At 36.0% G+C, this 15,876-nt stretch carries 9 protein-coding genes; all 9 read right to left on the bottom strand.

Annotation, left to right across the window (positions count from 1 at the left end; all coding sequences use genetic code 11):
* Nucleotides 1-37 precede the first annotated feature (37 nt).
* The gene (gene tyrS, locus DS830_RS00120; RefSeq protein ID WP_118907857.1) at nt 38-1,306 is read right to left on the bottom strand and encodes a tyrosine--tRNA ligase; all 1,269 of its coding nucleotides are present in this window, start codon (nt 1,304-1,306) and stop codon (nt 38-40) included.
* Nucleotides 1,299-2,279 (bottom strand): glycosyltransferase family 2 protein, encoded by a 981-nt coding sequence (locus tag DS830_RS00115; RefSeq protein ID WP_118907856.1) that lies wholly within the window; start codon nt 2,277-2,279, stop codon nt 1,299-1,301. The genes tyrS and DS830_RS00115 overlap by 8 nt, the downstream gene beginning before the upstream one ends.
* The gene (locus DS830_RS00110; protein WP_118907855.1) at nt 2,276-3,751 is read right to left on the bottom strand and encodes a glycosyltransferase family 39 protein; all 1,476 of its coding nucleotides are present in this window, start codon (nt 3,749-3,751) and stop codon (nt 2,276-2,278) included. The genes DS830_RS00115 and DS830_RS00110 overlap by 4 nt, the downstream gene beginning before the upstream one ends.
* An 18-nt stretch (nt 3,752-3,769) precedes the next feature.
* Complete coding sequence (locus DS830_RS00105) at nt 3,770-4,933, bottom strand: aminotransferase class I/II-fold pyridoxal phosphate-dependent enzyme (RefSeq protein WP_118907854.1); 1,164 nt, start codon at nt 4,931-4,933, stop codon at nt 3,770-3,772.
* A gap of 115 nt (nt 4,934-5,048) precedes the next feature.
* Nucleotides 5,049-5,744, bottom strand: a complete 696-nt coding sequence (locus DS830_RS00100) for a DUF6198 family protein (RefSeq protein WP_118907853.1) — start codon at nt 5,742-5,744, stop codon at nt 5,049-5,051.
* Between the two features lie 3 nt (nt 5,745-5,747).
* A complete protein-coding gene (locus DS830_RS00095) occupies nt 5,748-6,296 on the bottom strand; it encodes an ECF transporter S component (RefSeq protein ID WP_118907852.1) in 549 nt (182 codons plus the stop codon).
* On the bottom strand, nt 6,289-7,101 hold the full coding sequence (locus DS830_RS00090; protein WP_162887457.1) for a PfkB family carbohydrate kinase: 813 nt from the start codon (nt 7,099-7,101) through the stop codon (nt 6,289-6,291). The genes DS830_RS00095 and DS830_RS00090 overlap by 8 nt, the downstream gene beginning before the upstream one ends.
* A complete protein-coding gene (gene efp, locus DS830_RS00085; RefSeq protein WP_118899638.1) occupies nt 7,101-7,664 on the bottom strand; it encodes an elongation factor P in 564 nt (187 codons plus the stop codon). The genes DS830_RS00090 and efp overlap by 1 nt, the downstream gene beginning before the upstream one ends.
* Nucleotides 7,665-7,808: 144 nt before the next feature.
* On the bottom strand, nt 7,809-15,860 hold the full coding sequence (locus DS830_RS00080; protein WP_118907850.1) for a BspA family leucine-rich repeat surface protein: 8,052 nt from the start codon (nt 15,858-15,860) through the stop codon (nt 7,809-7,811).
* Nucleotides 15,861-15,876: the final 16 nt, after the last annotated feature.

The raw sequence follows: 15,876 nt of genomic DNA, 5'->3' as shown, positions 1-15,876 counted from the left end.
CTTTCTTTTCGCTAATGACGAAAGGTCGTCTGAAAAATTATTTACCACTATTAGTTCGTACTAACGTATATTTTTTCTTACCTTTACGAATAATCACAAATCGACCATCAAAACAAGCTGCTGGATTAACTTGATAGTCTAAATCCTGTTGGCGAATACCATTAACATAAATAGCACCATTTTTAATGTCTTCACGTGCTTGGCGTCTTGAAGGCTCAATTTGGGTTTGATCAACCAAAAATTCCACTAAATTAATTGCACCACCATCATATTCTACTGAAGGTACTGCTTGGAATCCTTGTTCAATTTCTGCTGCAGTTAAACTTTGAATATCACCTGAGAATAAAGCTGCAGAAATTTTTTCTGCTTGTTCGACAGCAGCTTGACCATGTACAAATCGAGTTACTTCTTGAGCTAAGGTTCGTTGTGCTGCCCGCTTTTCGGGTTCACTTTGAACCTGGGCAGCTAAGGAATCAATTTGATCATGACTTAAGAAAGTGAAATATTTTAAGTATTTAATGACATCACGATCATCAGTATTGAGCCAAAATTGATAAAACTCATATGGACTAGTTTTCTTTGGATCTAACCAAACTGCTCCACCTTCAGTTTTACCAAATTTTGTTCCATCAGCCTTTAACAACAGTGGAATTGTCAAACCAAATGCTGGTGCCTTAGGACCTTCTAAACGATGAATTAAATCAATCCCCGCAGTAATGTTGCCCCATTGGTCTCCGCCACCGATTTGTAACTTCACATTATGTTCACGATAGAGTGTTAAAAAGTCAATCGCTTGTAAAATCTGATAAGTAAATTCAGTATAAGAAATGCCCACTTCAAGACGTGAAGCTACAATTTCTTTATTTAACATTGTGTTAACATTAAATAATTTGCCATAATCGCGCAAAAACGTCAATAAATCTAACTTAGATAACCAATCATAATTATTTACAATTTCAAAATTGTCAGTTCCAAAAAGATTAACCATCTGCTTGGTTAATGCATCTTGATTATGACGGACTTGATCCATCGATTGTAACACTCGTTCTGATTTTTTACCTGATGGATCGCCAATTGATCCAGTAGCTCCTCCAATGACAATTACAGGTTTATGGCCTAACAATTGGAAACGTTTCAAAATCATAAAAGTAACCAAATGCCCTACATGCAGTGAATCCCCTGTGGGATCAACACCACAATAAAGAGCAATTTGATGATTTTGAACATATTCTTTGAGACCCTGTGCATCAGTTTGTTGATTAATGGCGCCACGCCAGGTTAATTCATCAATAATATTTTCAGTCATCGTTTTCTCCTTGCTCATTTTTAGTCTTATTATACAGGTTTTTTTCAATTGTAAAACGGGGGCGTCCTTTGACTTCATTAAAAATTTTGCCAACATATTCACCGATAACACTAATACAAATCAATTGGATTCCACCTAATGCCCAAATCGAAACCATTAAAGACGACCAGCCAGATACCACATCTCCGCGCATTTTTTGAATAATCGTATAAATTAATAGCAATAAAGAAATCCCGACAATTAGTAATCCTAAACTCATAATTAACTTAATCGGTGCCACGGAAAAAGACGTAATCCCATCAATAGCAAAATGCAGCATCTTATAAAGCGGATATTTAGAAGTTCCCGCTGCTCGTTCGTGTCTTCGATAATAAACTTTATCTGATTTAAATCCAACAAGCGGAACTAATCCCCGTAAAAATAAGTTTTTTTCTGGATAACTTAATAACACTCTTGTGGCTCGTTGACTCAATAGGCGAAAATCGGCCGAATCGGGAACCAAATTCACGCCTAAAAAGCCCATAATTTTATAAAACAATTCAGCAGTAGTCCGTTTAAAACTACTATCGCTATCGCGATTATTCCGAACGCCATAAACAACTTCGTTACCTTCGTGATATTTTTCTACCATAGCAATCATAGCTGTTGGATCATCTTGCAAATCCGAATCAATCGTAATAGTTAAATCAGCATCTGCAACCACGCTCAAACCTGCTAATAAAGCTCCCTGATGGCCAAAGTTTCGACTTAATTTAACACCAGCAACATCTTGATTTAGATGACTAGCTTGTTCTATTAAAGACCAAGTAGTATCTGTACTACCATCGTCGACAAAAACAATCTTACTATCATCTTTAACCAGTTGTTTGTCAATTAACTGCTGTAAAACTTTTTGTAACACCGGTAATGATTGCGGCAACACTTCTTGTTCATTGTAACAAGGAACGACAATCGCTAATTTGCCGGGAGTCATAAAGTATCACCTACAACTTCAAAATTATTAGTTTTTGGTTTCTTTTTTGCAACTAACTGGGTAAACCCAACTGCTGCGATTATGACCAATAAAGGAACAAATTCAATTCGATAACGTCCCTGCACTTCAATGATTACTTGTGCGGCCGCATAGGCAAATAAAGTCAAAAGCAGCAAATTAAACCCTGAGTGATATTTTTTAAAAGCTAACACTATTGCTCCTAACAAAGTTAATAAAATCTCTACCACTGTAATTGCATACGCCCATAGATTTACTTGATTAACTGTTTTTAAATAATGATTTTTTGCAAAAAGCGAAAAATTCAAGGTATTTGAAGGATTGGACCAAACTATAAAGAATTTTTTAATAAACAGTTTAAGCCATAGATGGTGTTGATTTAAATATTTGATATGTCTTTGTGTTACTTGCTTTTCTTGCTTTAACATAGTTTTGCGGGTATCTTTCAAATTAAATTCTTTAACCAAAGGTTGAGAATATGACCCTGTGGAAGGATAATTCAATCCGATAACAAATTTCCATTCGGTATCACGATTGCTTAAACCATATTCATTAAGACCACTTTGCTTGATTAAAGCCCCACAGCTTAAGGTAATCACTAAATAAACCAATAACAATCCACCTAAACGTAGGCAGCCTTGACGCCAGTTATTAGTCGTATTAAAAAATCGATAAATGAGCGCAAACACAATAATAGCTGCAATAAAAACCAAACTTAAGGGACGCAGCATATTTCCAATAGCTAAAGTAACACCCGCTAAAATCCACGATGACGTTTTTTTATCTAATAGTAATATCCACGTTAATAAAAAGAACACCGTTGCAATATATTGATTAGTCACACGATTATTAAGGGCTAACCATTCCCAATTAATTCCTAATAAAAACAAGCTTATCCGACTTATTGCGACTTGATGAAATAATTTTTGTGCTAATACATAAGTTAACAATAACGATAATACTTGCCAAAAAACATTTAACAATTGAATACTTCGAATATTAGCGCCAAAAAGCTTAATCACTGCCATCACATATGTCAAAAATCCTGTCTGATAAGCCCACTTGGCAAAATAATTATTATCATGATAATAAATGGGACCACCAGCAACAGCTTGTCGTCCATATTTCCAAAAAGTATGATAATCACTAGTTTGCTTGGCGGGAGTTGAATAAATCCAAGCAATCATTAAAAGAGCAAAAGCGACTAACAACACTCCTAAAACTAAATAATTAGTTGTTTTTTGATCTGGTAATACTGCCAACAACCAACATCCAGCAATTATCAAGATTGTCACCAATACAAAGACAAAAAGCGACCGTTTGGGTGAAGTCCAAGCAGCACCTAAAATTACTTGCTTAGTAGTTATTAACGCTCCTCCAGCCATCAAGCCTGCAAAAATTATCAAACAAGCCTTAATTAGACCCGTCATCTTGGCTGCTAATTTTTCAGTCATTTATTTTCCTTCTTGCAATTACTTATTTAAATAATCTGCTAAACGTTCCAATGTTAAGTTAATATTTTCCATGCTAGCAGCATAACTAATACGCAAGTAACCTGCGCCGCCACGACCAAAGAAACTTCCCGGTAACAACGCTAGCTTTTCTTGTGCAATCAAATCTTGTGCTAACTGCAAATCATCTTGATTCAAAGTATCAGGAATTTTAGCAAAAATATAAAAGGCTCCTTGTGGCTTAGTGACAGCAAAACCTAACTTTCTTAATCCTGCCAGCAGTACATCGCGCCGCTTTTGGTATTCAGATTTCATCGGTAAAGCATCATCAGCGCCATTAGCTAAAGCTTCTTGAGCCGCGTATTGAGAAGTTGCAGGAATAGAAGTAGTTACTAATTCATGCACGTGTAAAATATGTTGCATAATTGCCTGCGGACCACAAATATACCCAACTCGCCAGCCTGTCATCGCGTGGGACTTAGATACCCCATTGAGTAAAATTGTTTGTTCAGGCAACAATTGTGCCATACTAGTATGGGCGACATCGTAAGACAATTCACTGTAAATTTCATCACTAATAACAAATATCTCATATTGGCGCAAAACTTCTACTAATGGTAACAACTGTTCTTTGGTGTAAGTAACACCTGTAGGATTATTCGGATAATTAAGAATAATCGCTTTGGCTTGTGGATGGGCCTTTAAAGTGGCTGCCAGTACTTTAGGATCTAAGCGAAAGTTAGTTTTAGAAGTATCAATGATTACTGGAACTCCCTGATTCAAAAGAATATCTGGCTCATAAATCGTAAAACAGGGACTCGGCAGTAAAACTTCATCGCCAGGATTTATTATGGCTTTTAAAGTAGTAAAGACACCTTCTGTAACTCCAATTGTTGTTATAATCTCAGAATCTGGTTGATAATGAACTTGATATTTGGCAGCCAAAAAATCTGCAATGGCTTGAGTTAGTTCTGGTTTACCTTGAGGCACAGTATATCGAATCGGTTGCTGTGCAATCGCTGATTGAGCAGCTTCCTGAATATGTTTTGGAGTATTAAAATTGGGTTCACCCACAGTCATATTAATTACACCCGGCGTTTTGAGCGCTCGAGCATTAAATAAAAATATATCCTGTGGTTTCAATCTTAAAGCCGTATCACTTAATCGTTGTTCTAGATTTACCAATTTATTGTCCTCTCTAACTTTAACATTATCGTTAATCCATCAAAAAATGGAGTTGATTGAGCTATCATTCTCCATTTTAACATAGAGATTATTAACACAAAGAAAAACAACTATATTAATTAGTGGGGGCGGACTTTTTTAAGAATAAGCGGTGTTTTAACTTATGAAAAATATGCTGATCCGCCCACCCAATAATAGGACCTTGACAAAAAAGGGCAAAGAAAGTACCAATATTAACGGCAGCTAGATGGTGTGTTTTCCAAAAACAATAAATTATAATTACTACCGGAATAATATAACTCAAATACTGTCCCCAAGCAGCGCTGCCATGCATAAATTTAAATCTAATTAAATAACTAAACTCATCATTAGGATGCAACATGACATCGACTCTTTGATAAATAGAAGTCGCTAGGGCAATACCACAAATACCAACAATATCTAATACTAAGCGAATTCCTACATTAAATTGCGGAATCTGCAATTTCACCAAGATATGTGTCCAAAATTGCACTAAATAACTAAATAAAAAAGCAAACAATAAATTCGAAACTACGGAACGCCAATTAATTTGCCAACTAATCACCACGTTAATTAATTGCACTACAATTGCATAAACAAATAAAATCGTTCCTAAACTACCTGGCAAAATACCATGTAAATTAACCGCCGAAGCCGTCCATACTGCACTACCAAGATTAGTCGCTACTGCTAAACCATTAGCAAAAGAGTTCAAGACAATTGAAATAGCTAAATATGTTAACATTTCTGTTGTGGTAAGTCGGCGTTTATGCCCATTTTCTTCAATCATGTATTACAACCGTATCCGTTTCAAAACAGTTTTCTGTAAAGCAACATAAATTAATGGCACTACTAGAAACGTTGCCAGTGAGTTAATCGCTGCTGCAGGCAAACTCAAAAAGGCATTAACCAATGCCACTGGTAATTGAACACCTACCATTACACTTTCAATGACACCTGCTAACCACGACGTGACAATCTTAATTAATCCCGCCGCTAAAGATACCAAATAAAGCTTATACAGTTGTCCTGATTGATAATGCACTGCTTGAAAAACCACTGCCGTCACAGCCGCTAAAATCACTGCTTCAATGACTGTAATCCAAGCAGTAGCCGCATAGCCATTCAAAACATCAAACAAACCCAGACCAATCACTGCCGCACTCGCTCCATATTTAAAACCTAAAATCATTACTGAAATCACTGCAAATGTATTACCAAAATGAATAAATGGTCGTCCCACTATTGCTGGTAAGTTAATTCGAAACAGACTAATACCAATAAAAATAATGGCCGCACATAAGCCAGCAAATATTATTTTTCGAAGTTTAATTTTATTCATGATTATCATCCCTTAAGCGTAATAAATCCGGAATAATAGTTGCAATTTGAATATCGCGAGATGTCAATGCCGTTCTTTGAAGCGCTAACGTTGTCAATTTAGTAGCTTGGACAACGGCAGTCTCAAATGGAGCACCCGTAAAAATAAAAATTGCTAATAAAGACGTAAATAAATCTCCCGAACCAAACAGTTGTCGTGGCTGCCGTGGTTGCAAAATCAACCGTGTCTTTTGACCATCTAAATATGCACAACCGAGCTGGTTTTTATAAGCCACACTGGTAATTACTACGTGATGGCCACGCAATTGCTGGGCTAAACTCTGCAAAGCCTGCTTCAAAGTATCAGCATCCGTAATAGGAAAACCTACAAGTAACTGCGCCTCGGTTAGATTAGGCGTTAAAACATCAACTAAAGGTAAAAGTTGTTTTTGCCGGTCAACATAATGGGCAGACAATCCATGATATAACTTGCCATGATCAGCCATTGCAGGATCTAAAATAATGGGACAAGACTGCTGTTTTAAATAAGAAAGCCACAAATCTATTAAAGAGTGGGATCCTAGATAGCCTAAATATATACCCGACCATTGAACCATTTGCCAATGATCTAATGTCTGTTGCACCCAAGCATTCAAATCAATACTGGGAGCTTGCTTATCCCAACCAGTATGAGCAGCCAGAAGCTTAACTGGCAGACTAACTGTGGGCAGCCCCCATAACTGAAATAAAGCGCTGGCCGTCTGCAAAGAAATATCACCCCAGCTGGACCAATCTTGGGCCAATAAAAAGCGTTTAGTGACTGACACTATTTATTAGCTCGTTTGACATAGCTGCCGTCTTGTGTATTAATCTCTAATTTATCACCCACATTAATAAAATCTGGCACTGAAACTACCAAACCAGTATTCATCGTAGCCGGCTTGCCTGAACCTGAAACGGTGGCACCTTTGATTGAAGGTTGGGTATCCGTTACCTCTAAAGTAACTGTTGTTGGCAAGGAAATTCCCACAACTTCGCTCCCATAAAAATCAATCTTCACGTTCATGTTTTCTTCCAAGAATTTGGTCTCGTAGCTAATTAAATCTAAAGGTACTTCATATTGTTCGTAAGTCTCTAAGTCCATAAACACTGCCGCTTGGTCTTGTGTATATAAGTACTGAACATCTTTGGTATCAATAATTGCTTGCTCTAACTTAACATCAGGATGCATTGTTGTATCAGTAATCGCTCCAGTGCGTAAGTCCTTAAGTTTTAACCGCATAACGGTGTTGCCTTTTCCAGGTTTGTGATGATCAGCACTCATCACCTTAATTAATTTATTATTTTGGATAAAGGTCATTCCTGCACGTAAATCAACAGCTGAAATCATTTGTATTCTCTCCTTCAAAAAAAGTCTATATTTTTAATTGTAGCAGATATTACTTAATATTTTTAGACCAAGTACAAATTAATATCTGCTTTTACCTATAAAAAGATGAGTCATCCACTATAATTAAGTGATGACTCATCTTTTTTAAATAGAATTACGTAATTCATACGTAATAGTCCCATGATATTTGCCAGATTCAGGTCTTAAAGTTGTAGGAATATCAAGTTGAATCCCAGGCTGACCATTGTCAGTTAATGACCACTGATATTTAGAATTGAATTTAGATCCAGAATGATCTTTTAATATAACTGAAGTACCCTCACCAAACTTGATTCCTTTGTAGTCAAATTCAATGCCAGTTAAACCTTTATTACCATTAACAGACTTAAATTGGCTGCCATAAGCCAACAATTGCCAGTCACTATTAATCGCGCGTGTATCATCAACTTCAAATTTTTGGGCACTCTTAGATTTTTGTAAGCCAAAGTAAGTTGGATAGTTAATAAGATTAAATTCAACATCTTCTGGTGTTTTAATTAAAGTTAAATATCCAGCTTCACTTGGCACCCACACATAAGTGTGAGTACTAGATCCATCTCCCTGATAGTTACTTAAAACATTAGCTTTGATAGTGTCGCCAGAAGGATGATAATCATCATTAGTAGTTAATACTTCTTGCCAATCAGAAGTTCTGCTAACATAATTAGGATTTTCCGGAAAAGAAGTATCTCCTCCGGGAGCAGCTGGTAATTGTGAATTCTTTAAATTGGTCTTTGGTCCAAGGATTATTTTCCATAAACTATTATCTTGACCAAAGATGCCAGTAGTATTAGCTCCCTGACTTATTTCCATTTTGCTCAGATCTAAACTCAATAATTTCTTATCATAAAAGAACATTGCATAAAAATTAGTAACCTCACTTGTATCCATATTAGATAAACCAGAAATTGTTGTTAAATTCTTCATCCCATAAAACATGGATTTAATACTATGTTTTGCAACCACTCCGGGTTTAATGTCAATAGTTTTAATATCGTCTAAAGCAGAATACCAGGGCCAGTCTTTCACACCAGTACTATTAACATCAATAATATGAGGATAAATCGTCAATGTATTATTGTCTAATAACCACCAACGTTGATCCCAAACATAAGTTTCAGAGGGATTAATAGTTCCCCTAGGATATTTAGCAATTAAGTCCTTAACTGTTAATGCATCTCCAGTAGGATTATAGACACCACCATTGCCCACAGCTTGCCATTTACTCGTATTATTGTAGTGTTTATCAGCAAGTTGACTTCCCGGCATGAGCATACTAGTTTTATCTGATCCGGGTGCATCTGGTAGACCACAATCGGCGGATAATTGAACTTTAGGCCCTAATGTCAACTGCCATAATTGAGTATCATTGGTAAACATACTGGAAGACGACGTTACTTTGCTCATATCAAAATGACTAATATCTAACGTTTGTAATCCTGTACCCCAACTAGTCCGCATAAACATTTTATCCATTTTAGTAACGTTGGACGTATTAAAATTACTTAAATCTAAGGTCGTCAAATACGGCGTCCATTGGAACATACCTGACATATCTATGACATTTTGAGTATTTAAAGTATTCAGATCAGGAAGCGAGCGTAAAGCTGTATCTGATTGAAACATATTACTCATATCAGTAACCGCTGCAGTATCCAAATTACCTAATCCATTAATTGAAGTTAAAGCCTTCATCCCCAAGAACATACCAGCAGTACTATCAACTTTAACTCCGGGATCAATATTTACATTAACTACGTTATTAATAATTGTTCCTTTGGTATCATACCAAGGCCACTGAGTATAACTGGTCACTCCTAAGTCAATATTATGTTTATGAATTGTTAAAGTTTTAGTGTTTTGGTCATAATCCCACCAAGCATTATCCCACACGTAAGTTTCTTGAGGACCATTAGTTCCTTTATATGGATAGCGACTAGCTACTTCTATACTAGTTAAACGATCTCCTTTAGGTGAATCTATTGTTGCACCAGTGCCAACTGCCCGCCATTTTTGCGTATTACCATTTGTATCACTATCTTTGGCTGGAGCGGCTGGCAAACTAGGATCTTCTGGAAAAGTAGTCTTATTGCCTAGAGTAAGTTGCGATAATTTAGTATCACCAGAAAAAATATCACTAGTGTAATAAGCATGACTCATATCCAAAGTACTCAAGTCTAAAGTGGTTAAATTAGTACAGTTTTCAAACAAATGACTCATATCAACTGTATAATCATTGGCTGCTACATTAACTTTAATATTTTCTAAGCCACTAACACTCGTTAAATTAGACATATTAGCAAACATATATCTAACAGAAGGAGAAGCTACACTTATGCCGGCAGAAACTTCGACACCTGGATTAACTTTAATTGAACGAACTTGGTCCCGATTGTTATCCCAAGGCCAGTTAGAAGGTTGCAAATTAGTAGATAAGAGATTAATAATTTTATGTTGATAAATATTTAAAGTACCTGTGGTATCTAAATACCACCAAGCAGGATCCCAGACATAGGTCCGCACCTTATCGGAGCCTTGAGCGTATTTATCAATAATGGCTCCAGTATCAATCATTTCTCCAGTTGGTGCTGTATCACTATCACCGTTGAGGAGTTCTTTCCACTTTTTAGTACCATTAGGATTATCTGGCAAACCGGGATCATTAGGAAACCGGTTATCAGAACCTAGAGTTATTTTACTGAGGCTGGAAGTTTTAAGCATCGAATTAGTATCTTGAACATTTTTCATATTGAAGCTACTAATATCCAAGCTAGATAAAGCAGTATCCCAAAACATCGCTCGGGTACTATGTGCTTTTTTAATATCCAATTGATTTAATCCACTAATCGAACTTAAATTAGTCATATGAGCAAACATATTTTGTATATTGGGATTATCTATGGTATCAACGTGACCCTTAAAATCTACAGTGTGAATATCATTCAACTGATAACGCCACGGCCATTCCGGCGCGTTAACTGTGTTATCGTATTGATAATCAATGGTATGTTGATAAATATTTAATGTCTTGTCATCAGTAATATCCCACCAACGTTGATCCCAAGTATAAGTTTCTGTTGGATTATTATTTGCTTTAGAGTACTTAGCAATTAATGCACTAACAGTGAATACATCGCCTATTGGCTTGTTGGGATCCTTTGTACTACCAACAGCTTGCCATTTACTGGTATTGTTATGATTATTATTACCAATAGCATCGCCACGACCAGGTGCATCTGGCAAACCACAATCGGCGGATAATTGAACTTTAGGGCCTAATGTCAACTGCCATAATTGAGTATCATTGGTAAACATATTGGAAGACGACGTTACTTTGCTCATATCAAAATGACTAATATCTAACGTTTGTAATCCTGTACCCCAACTAGTCCGCATAAACATTTTATCCATTTTAGTAACGTTGGACGTATTAAAATTACTTAAATCTAAGGTCGTCAAATACGGCGTCCATTGGAACATACCTGACATATCTATGACATTTTGAGTATTTAAAGTATTCAGATTAGGAAGCGAGCGCAAAGCTGTATCTGATTGAAACATATTACTCATATCAGTAACCGCTGCAGTATCCAAATTACCTAATCCATTAATTGAAGTTAAAGCATTCATTCCCAAGAACATACCAGCAGTACTATCAACTTTAACCCCGGGTTTAATATCTGCTGTTGTGATACTGGAACGATAGGAATCCCAAGGCCAGTCAGTCGATTTAATATTAGTCCCCTTATCTGCTTGTAAAGTAATATTATGTGGATAAATAATTAATTTATTATTATCAAGCACCCACCATCGGCTATCCCAAACATATGTCTGCTTATCAGCACCTTTTTGATATTTATTAATAATATCTTGTGCACTTAACAAGTTATCTGCGGTTACATCAGTATTCAAACTGTTTTTTGCATGCCATTTTTTGGTGCCTGTAGGATTATCTGGTAAACCTGGTGATTGAATAAAGCGGGTGTTTTTTCCTAAGGTTATTTCACTTATCTTAGTCTCTGCAAACATTGCTTCCGTGTCTTTTACGTTAGTCATATCTAACATACTAATATCTACACTAGTAAGGCTGGCATCCTTCCAAAACATTGCGTGCATATTAGCAGCATTATTAGTATTTAACTTATCTAGCCCTTCAATAGTAGTAAGGTTGGTCATATGAGCAAACATATTTTGTAGATTAGCATTGTTTGCTGTAGATACATTGCCTTTGAATATCACTTTTTCAATAATTGAATCCTGAGCTTCCCAAGGCCATTTGGGCGCAATAGCTGAGCCATTGTATGGATAATCGATAGTATGAGTATAAATAGATAATATACCGCCTGTTACATCCCACCAATTTTGATCCCAGACATAAGTTTCAGAAGGATTGCTGTTTTTTGGAGGATATTTAGCGATTAGTTCTCGAACGGTTAAAGAATCCCCTTTGGGATTGTTAACATCGCCCAAGCCAACCGCTTGCCATTTATTAGTATTATTATAATTATTACCAATACTACGGCCATCTCCTGGTGCTTCTGGAAGACCACAATTATCCACTAATTGTACCGCTGGACCTAACTTTATTTGCCGCAAAGCTGAGCAACCACTGAAGATGTCGTTTTCCTTAGTCATGCTACTCATATTAAAACTACTCAAATCCACAGATGTTAACTTGCCATCATTATAGAATAAACTGTCCATTGTATGAACTTTGTCAGTAGTAAACTTATTGAGTCCATCAATTTCTGTTAGATTAGAACAACCACTAAAGATACTACCTATTTCTGTTAGGTTGGGCGTATTAAAATTGCTCACGTCAAGTTTGGTTAAAGCTTCACAGTTAGAAAACATATTACGCATATCATTGACTTTATCAGTCTTAAATTGATTACTTAAATCTAAGCTGGCTAATGAACTATCATCTTTAAACATTGAAAACATTGATGTTACTTGACTAGTATCAAAGCCATTCAAACCATCGATACTAGTTAACGAACTCATTCCTTGAAACATACCTTGAAGAGAGTTTATTGCACTGACATTGGATGCCAAAGATACTTTAGTAATATTGCTCCGTAGACCATCCCATGGCCAAGAAGAAGCAGCAGATGCATTTATATCAATTTGGTGCGGATAAATTGTCAATGTTCCACTTTTGGAATCAAAATCCCACCAATTATTTTCCCAGACGTAAGTTTCTTTTGGACCTACTTTATTAGTATATAAAACAATAATGTCTTTATTAGTCAAAGCTTTACCCTTTGGTGCTATGACAGTTCCGCCATTATTAATATCAACGCTGCGCCATTTAGTTGATATCTGTGTAGAGCTTGTATCACCAGGTTTTAATTGAGCTGCTGTCAAATCAGGATCTTGAACAAATTTAGTTTTATCACTTAAAGTTAATTCTGCTAATCGATAATCTAAGTAAAACATATTTTCGGTATTTTCAACTTTAGACATGTCAAAATTACTTAAATCCAGAGATTTTAATTTATAACAATATCTGAACATAGTACGCATATTAGTTACGTTGCTAGTGTTTAAATTCTTTATCCCGCTTATTTCATCAATGGCTACTTCGCCTTGGAACATAGCCTCCATGTCTTGAACTTTACTTGTATCTAAATTTTCTAAGCCGTTTATCTTCTTTACCTTACTCATATCTTGAAACATATATTGAGTGGTATATTGATTATCTGCATTTTTAGCACTAACAATAACTCCAGGTTTAATGTCTACTTTTTTCACACTATCCTTTACACTATACCAGTCCCAATCTTTAAGTGAGTTAATAGTAGTGTTAATATTGTGAGCGTAAATTGACAACGTACCATCACTATCAAGATTCCACCATTTTGCTTTATCAAGAACATAGTTTTCTTGAGCAGCTCCATTTTTATATTTATCTGCTAATTCAGAGGAAGTGAGCATAATACCATTAGGACTCGTCTTTGTCCCACTGCCAACTCCATGCCAATTACCAGTATCCGCAGTTTTAAGAGGCAAGGCTATATCACTAGGAAAACAAGTGTTAGGACCTAATACAAAGGATGATAAGCCTGTCGCTCCATCTAACATTTTAGTGGTAGAAGTTACTTGTCTCATATCCATTGAAGTGAGATCTAAATCTGTTAATTTAGGCATCCCCTGGAACATATAATCCAAAGATTGAAAAGCGGTCACTCCTGTTTCAAAAACTACTTTATTGATATCAGCGCGTTGATTATCCCAAGGCCAATCAGCAGCACTTTTGGCATTTAGATTGATATCATGATCATGAATTGTCAAAGTTCCATTTTTGACATCCCACCAGGGCTTAAGATTAGCGATTGTCTGTCCCTTAATACCATAATTATCTTCAGCTGTAATAGTAAAGGGCTGATTAGAAGTACTAGTATCATTATTTTTAATATCACTAGGTAAGTTAGCTTGAAAACTAATATTAGATCCCGGTGCGCTATTAATAATGCGATTTTCATGTCCTAGCGTAGTCGTAGGAGTTTCAATATTTAAAGGAGCAGTCTTCGTTGCGCCAGTTGTGTCCGTATAAGTAATTGTTAAATCTAAATAATTAATATCATTACCATGAGACAAAGAATCACTAATAGTGCCATTGATCTTATTTTTAACACTGTACATATCATCAATCTTTAAAGTTGGTGGATTAGGATAGTTAATCTTGTTTGTTACATTTAAAGTATCTTCAGAATTAACCTTATTAGAACTAGCAATAGTATAACTGGCATTAGCAATATTGCTTTTAGCTTCATATCTTGCAGCTGTTGTATCTTCTGGAAATTTATTATCAGCTGTCTTCGTAAAAGCTCCATTAATCACAAAAGTATAAATATGTCCGTAAAAATTCTTATCTTTCAAAGCGGCTTCGGTCGCTTTAATAGTTAAATTATTAGAGCTATCAACTTTAGCCGTAAAGGTTTTACTGTCGTAAGTTTTCTTGCTTTCGTCAGTAATAGTAATTTTATCAATGACGTCGGCAGCAGTTCCAGGTGAATCAGGCGTTAAAGTCCAAATTGGATCGAGCTTATCTGTAATCTGATAATTACTTAAATATCCACTAGATTTTTCAGTAATGAATTGGGAAATTGTATATAAAGGACGTACTTGCCAGATGTCCACTGAACTTGTACCTGAAACTGCCTTAGGAGTAAGTAACTGATTTTTAAAATTATTAACATTACTGCGGGGCTTAGTTAAATTAGGAATTTCCCACGTACGGGGATCTAATCTGGAAGTCATCATATTGGTGACTTGAATAGGGACTTGATCTGACTTAGTTAAACTCCTTGTAGTCACTGTATCATCTTCAATTCCCGTTTTATTGGCTTTGGGGATGGTTACATCAACCATCGAACCTAATTCAAATCCAGTATCTATCTGAAAATATGAAGTTCCACTAAAAGAATAACTCAAACTCGATTTATCACTAAAAGTACCCGTAAACTTGACTGTGTCTCCTTTAACATTTCTTGCTCCAGATAAGTTAGTCAAACCGCCGGATCCCGCATTGTACTCCAAATCAGTATTAGGCGCACAATAAATTTGGTCAAAGGCAGCCAAATTCATACTGACAACTTTTAAACTATTAACATTAGCAAAGGTTAAATGTCCAGATACACTAGCAGGAGTGTTGGTCCCATGTTCTAAAAAATTAACTGTTGCTGCAGCACTCATATTGTTGGCTGTCCCATGAAGCTGCAGATGTCCTACAGGAGTTGCTTTAATCCAGTCAATAGTTCCGGCAGTGGTAACAACTACAGTAGCATCCATTGATTTGCCTTTATTAGAAAATCCAATATTGGTATATAAAATTGTAAATCTCATATTACCTGAACCAGATGGTGTAAACTTCAACGTATTCGCATCATCATCAGAATCCAAAGCAGCACGATTAGCCCCACTTACATTGGAGACAGATATCTGAGTTTGCGCACTAAGCGTTGGCGAAAAGGCATACTTACTATCAATCTGAGTTTTTAAATTCGTACTGACTTTAGGCCATTGTGTTAAATTAGTACCAAAAGCGGCCCTAGCTGGCATTACTGTTGTAAATAACAACCAAATCAACTCAATAATTACTACACTAGCTAAGAATGCTTTGTTCTTATGCGCAATCTTAAATTTATAAAGCATATCTTCTCCTTCTTTG

The sequence above is a fragment of the Bombilactobacillus bombi genome (assembly GCF_003522965.1).
GTDB classification, from domain to species: domain Bacteria; phylum Bacillota; class Bacilli; order Lactobacillales; family Lactobacillaceae; genus Bombilactobacillus; species Bombilactobacillus bombi.
This window is presented reverse-complemented; position numbering and strand designations above follow the sequence as displayed.

What these genes read in the sequence shown, in the direction of transcription:
- DS830_RS00100 (WP_118907853.1), bottom strand. Translation starts at nt 5,744, where the DNA reads ATGATTGAAGAAAATGGGCATAAACGCCGACTTACCACAACAGAAATG.
- DS830_RS00095 (WP_118907852.1), bottom strand. Translation starts at nt 6,296, where the DNA reads ATGAATAAAATTAAACTTCGAAAAATAATATTTGCTGGCTTATGTGCG.
- DS830_RS00115 (WP_118907856.1), bottom strand. Translation starts at nt 2,279, where the DNA reads ATGACTCCCGGCAAATTAGCGATTGTCGTTCCTTGTTACAATGAACAA.
- DS830_RS00110 (WP_118907855.1), bottom strand. Translation starts at nt 3,751, where the DNA reads ATGACTGAAAAATTAGCAGCCAAGATGACGGGTCTAATTAAGGCTTGT.
- efp (WP_118899638.1), bottom strand. Translation starts at nt 7,664, where the DNA reads ATGATTTCAGCTGTTGATTTACGTGCAGGAATGACCTTTATCCAAAAT.
- tyrS (WP_118907857.1), bottom strand. Translation starts at nt 1,306, where the DNA reads ATGACTGAAAATATTATTGATGAATTAACCTGGCGTGGCGCCATTAAT.
- DS830_RS00080 (WP_118907850.1), bottom strand. Translation starts at nt 15,860, where the DNA reads ATGCTTTATAAATTTAAGATTGCGCATAAGAACAAAGCATTCTTAGCT.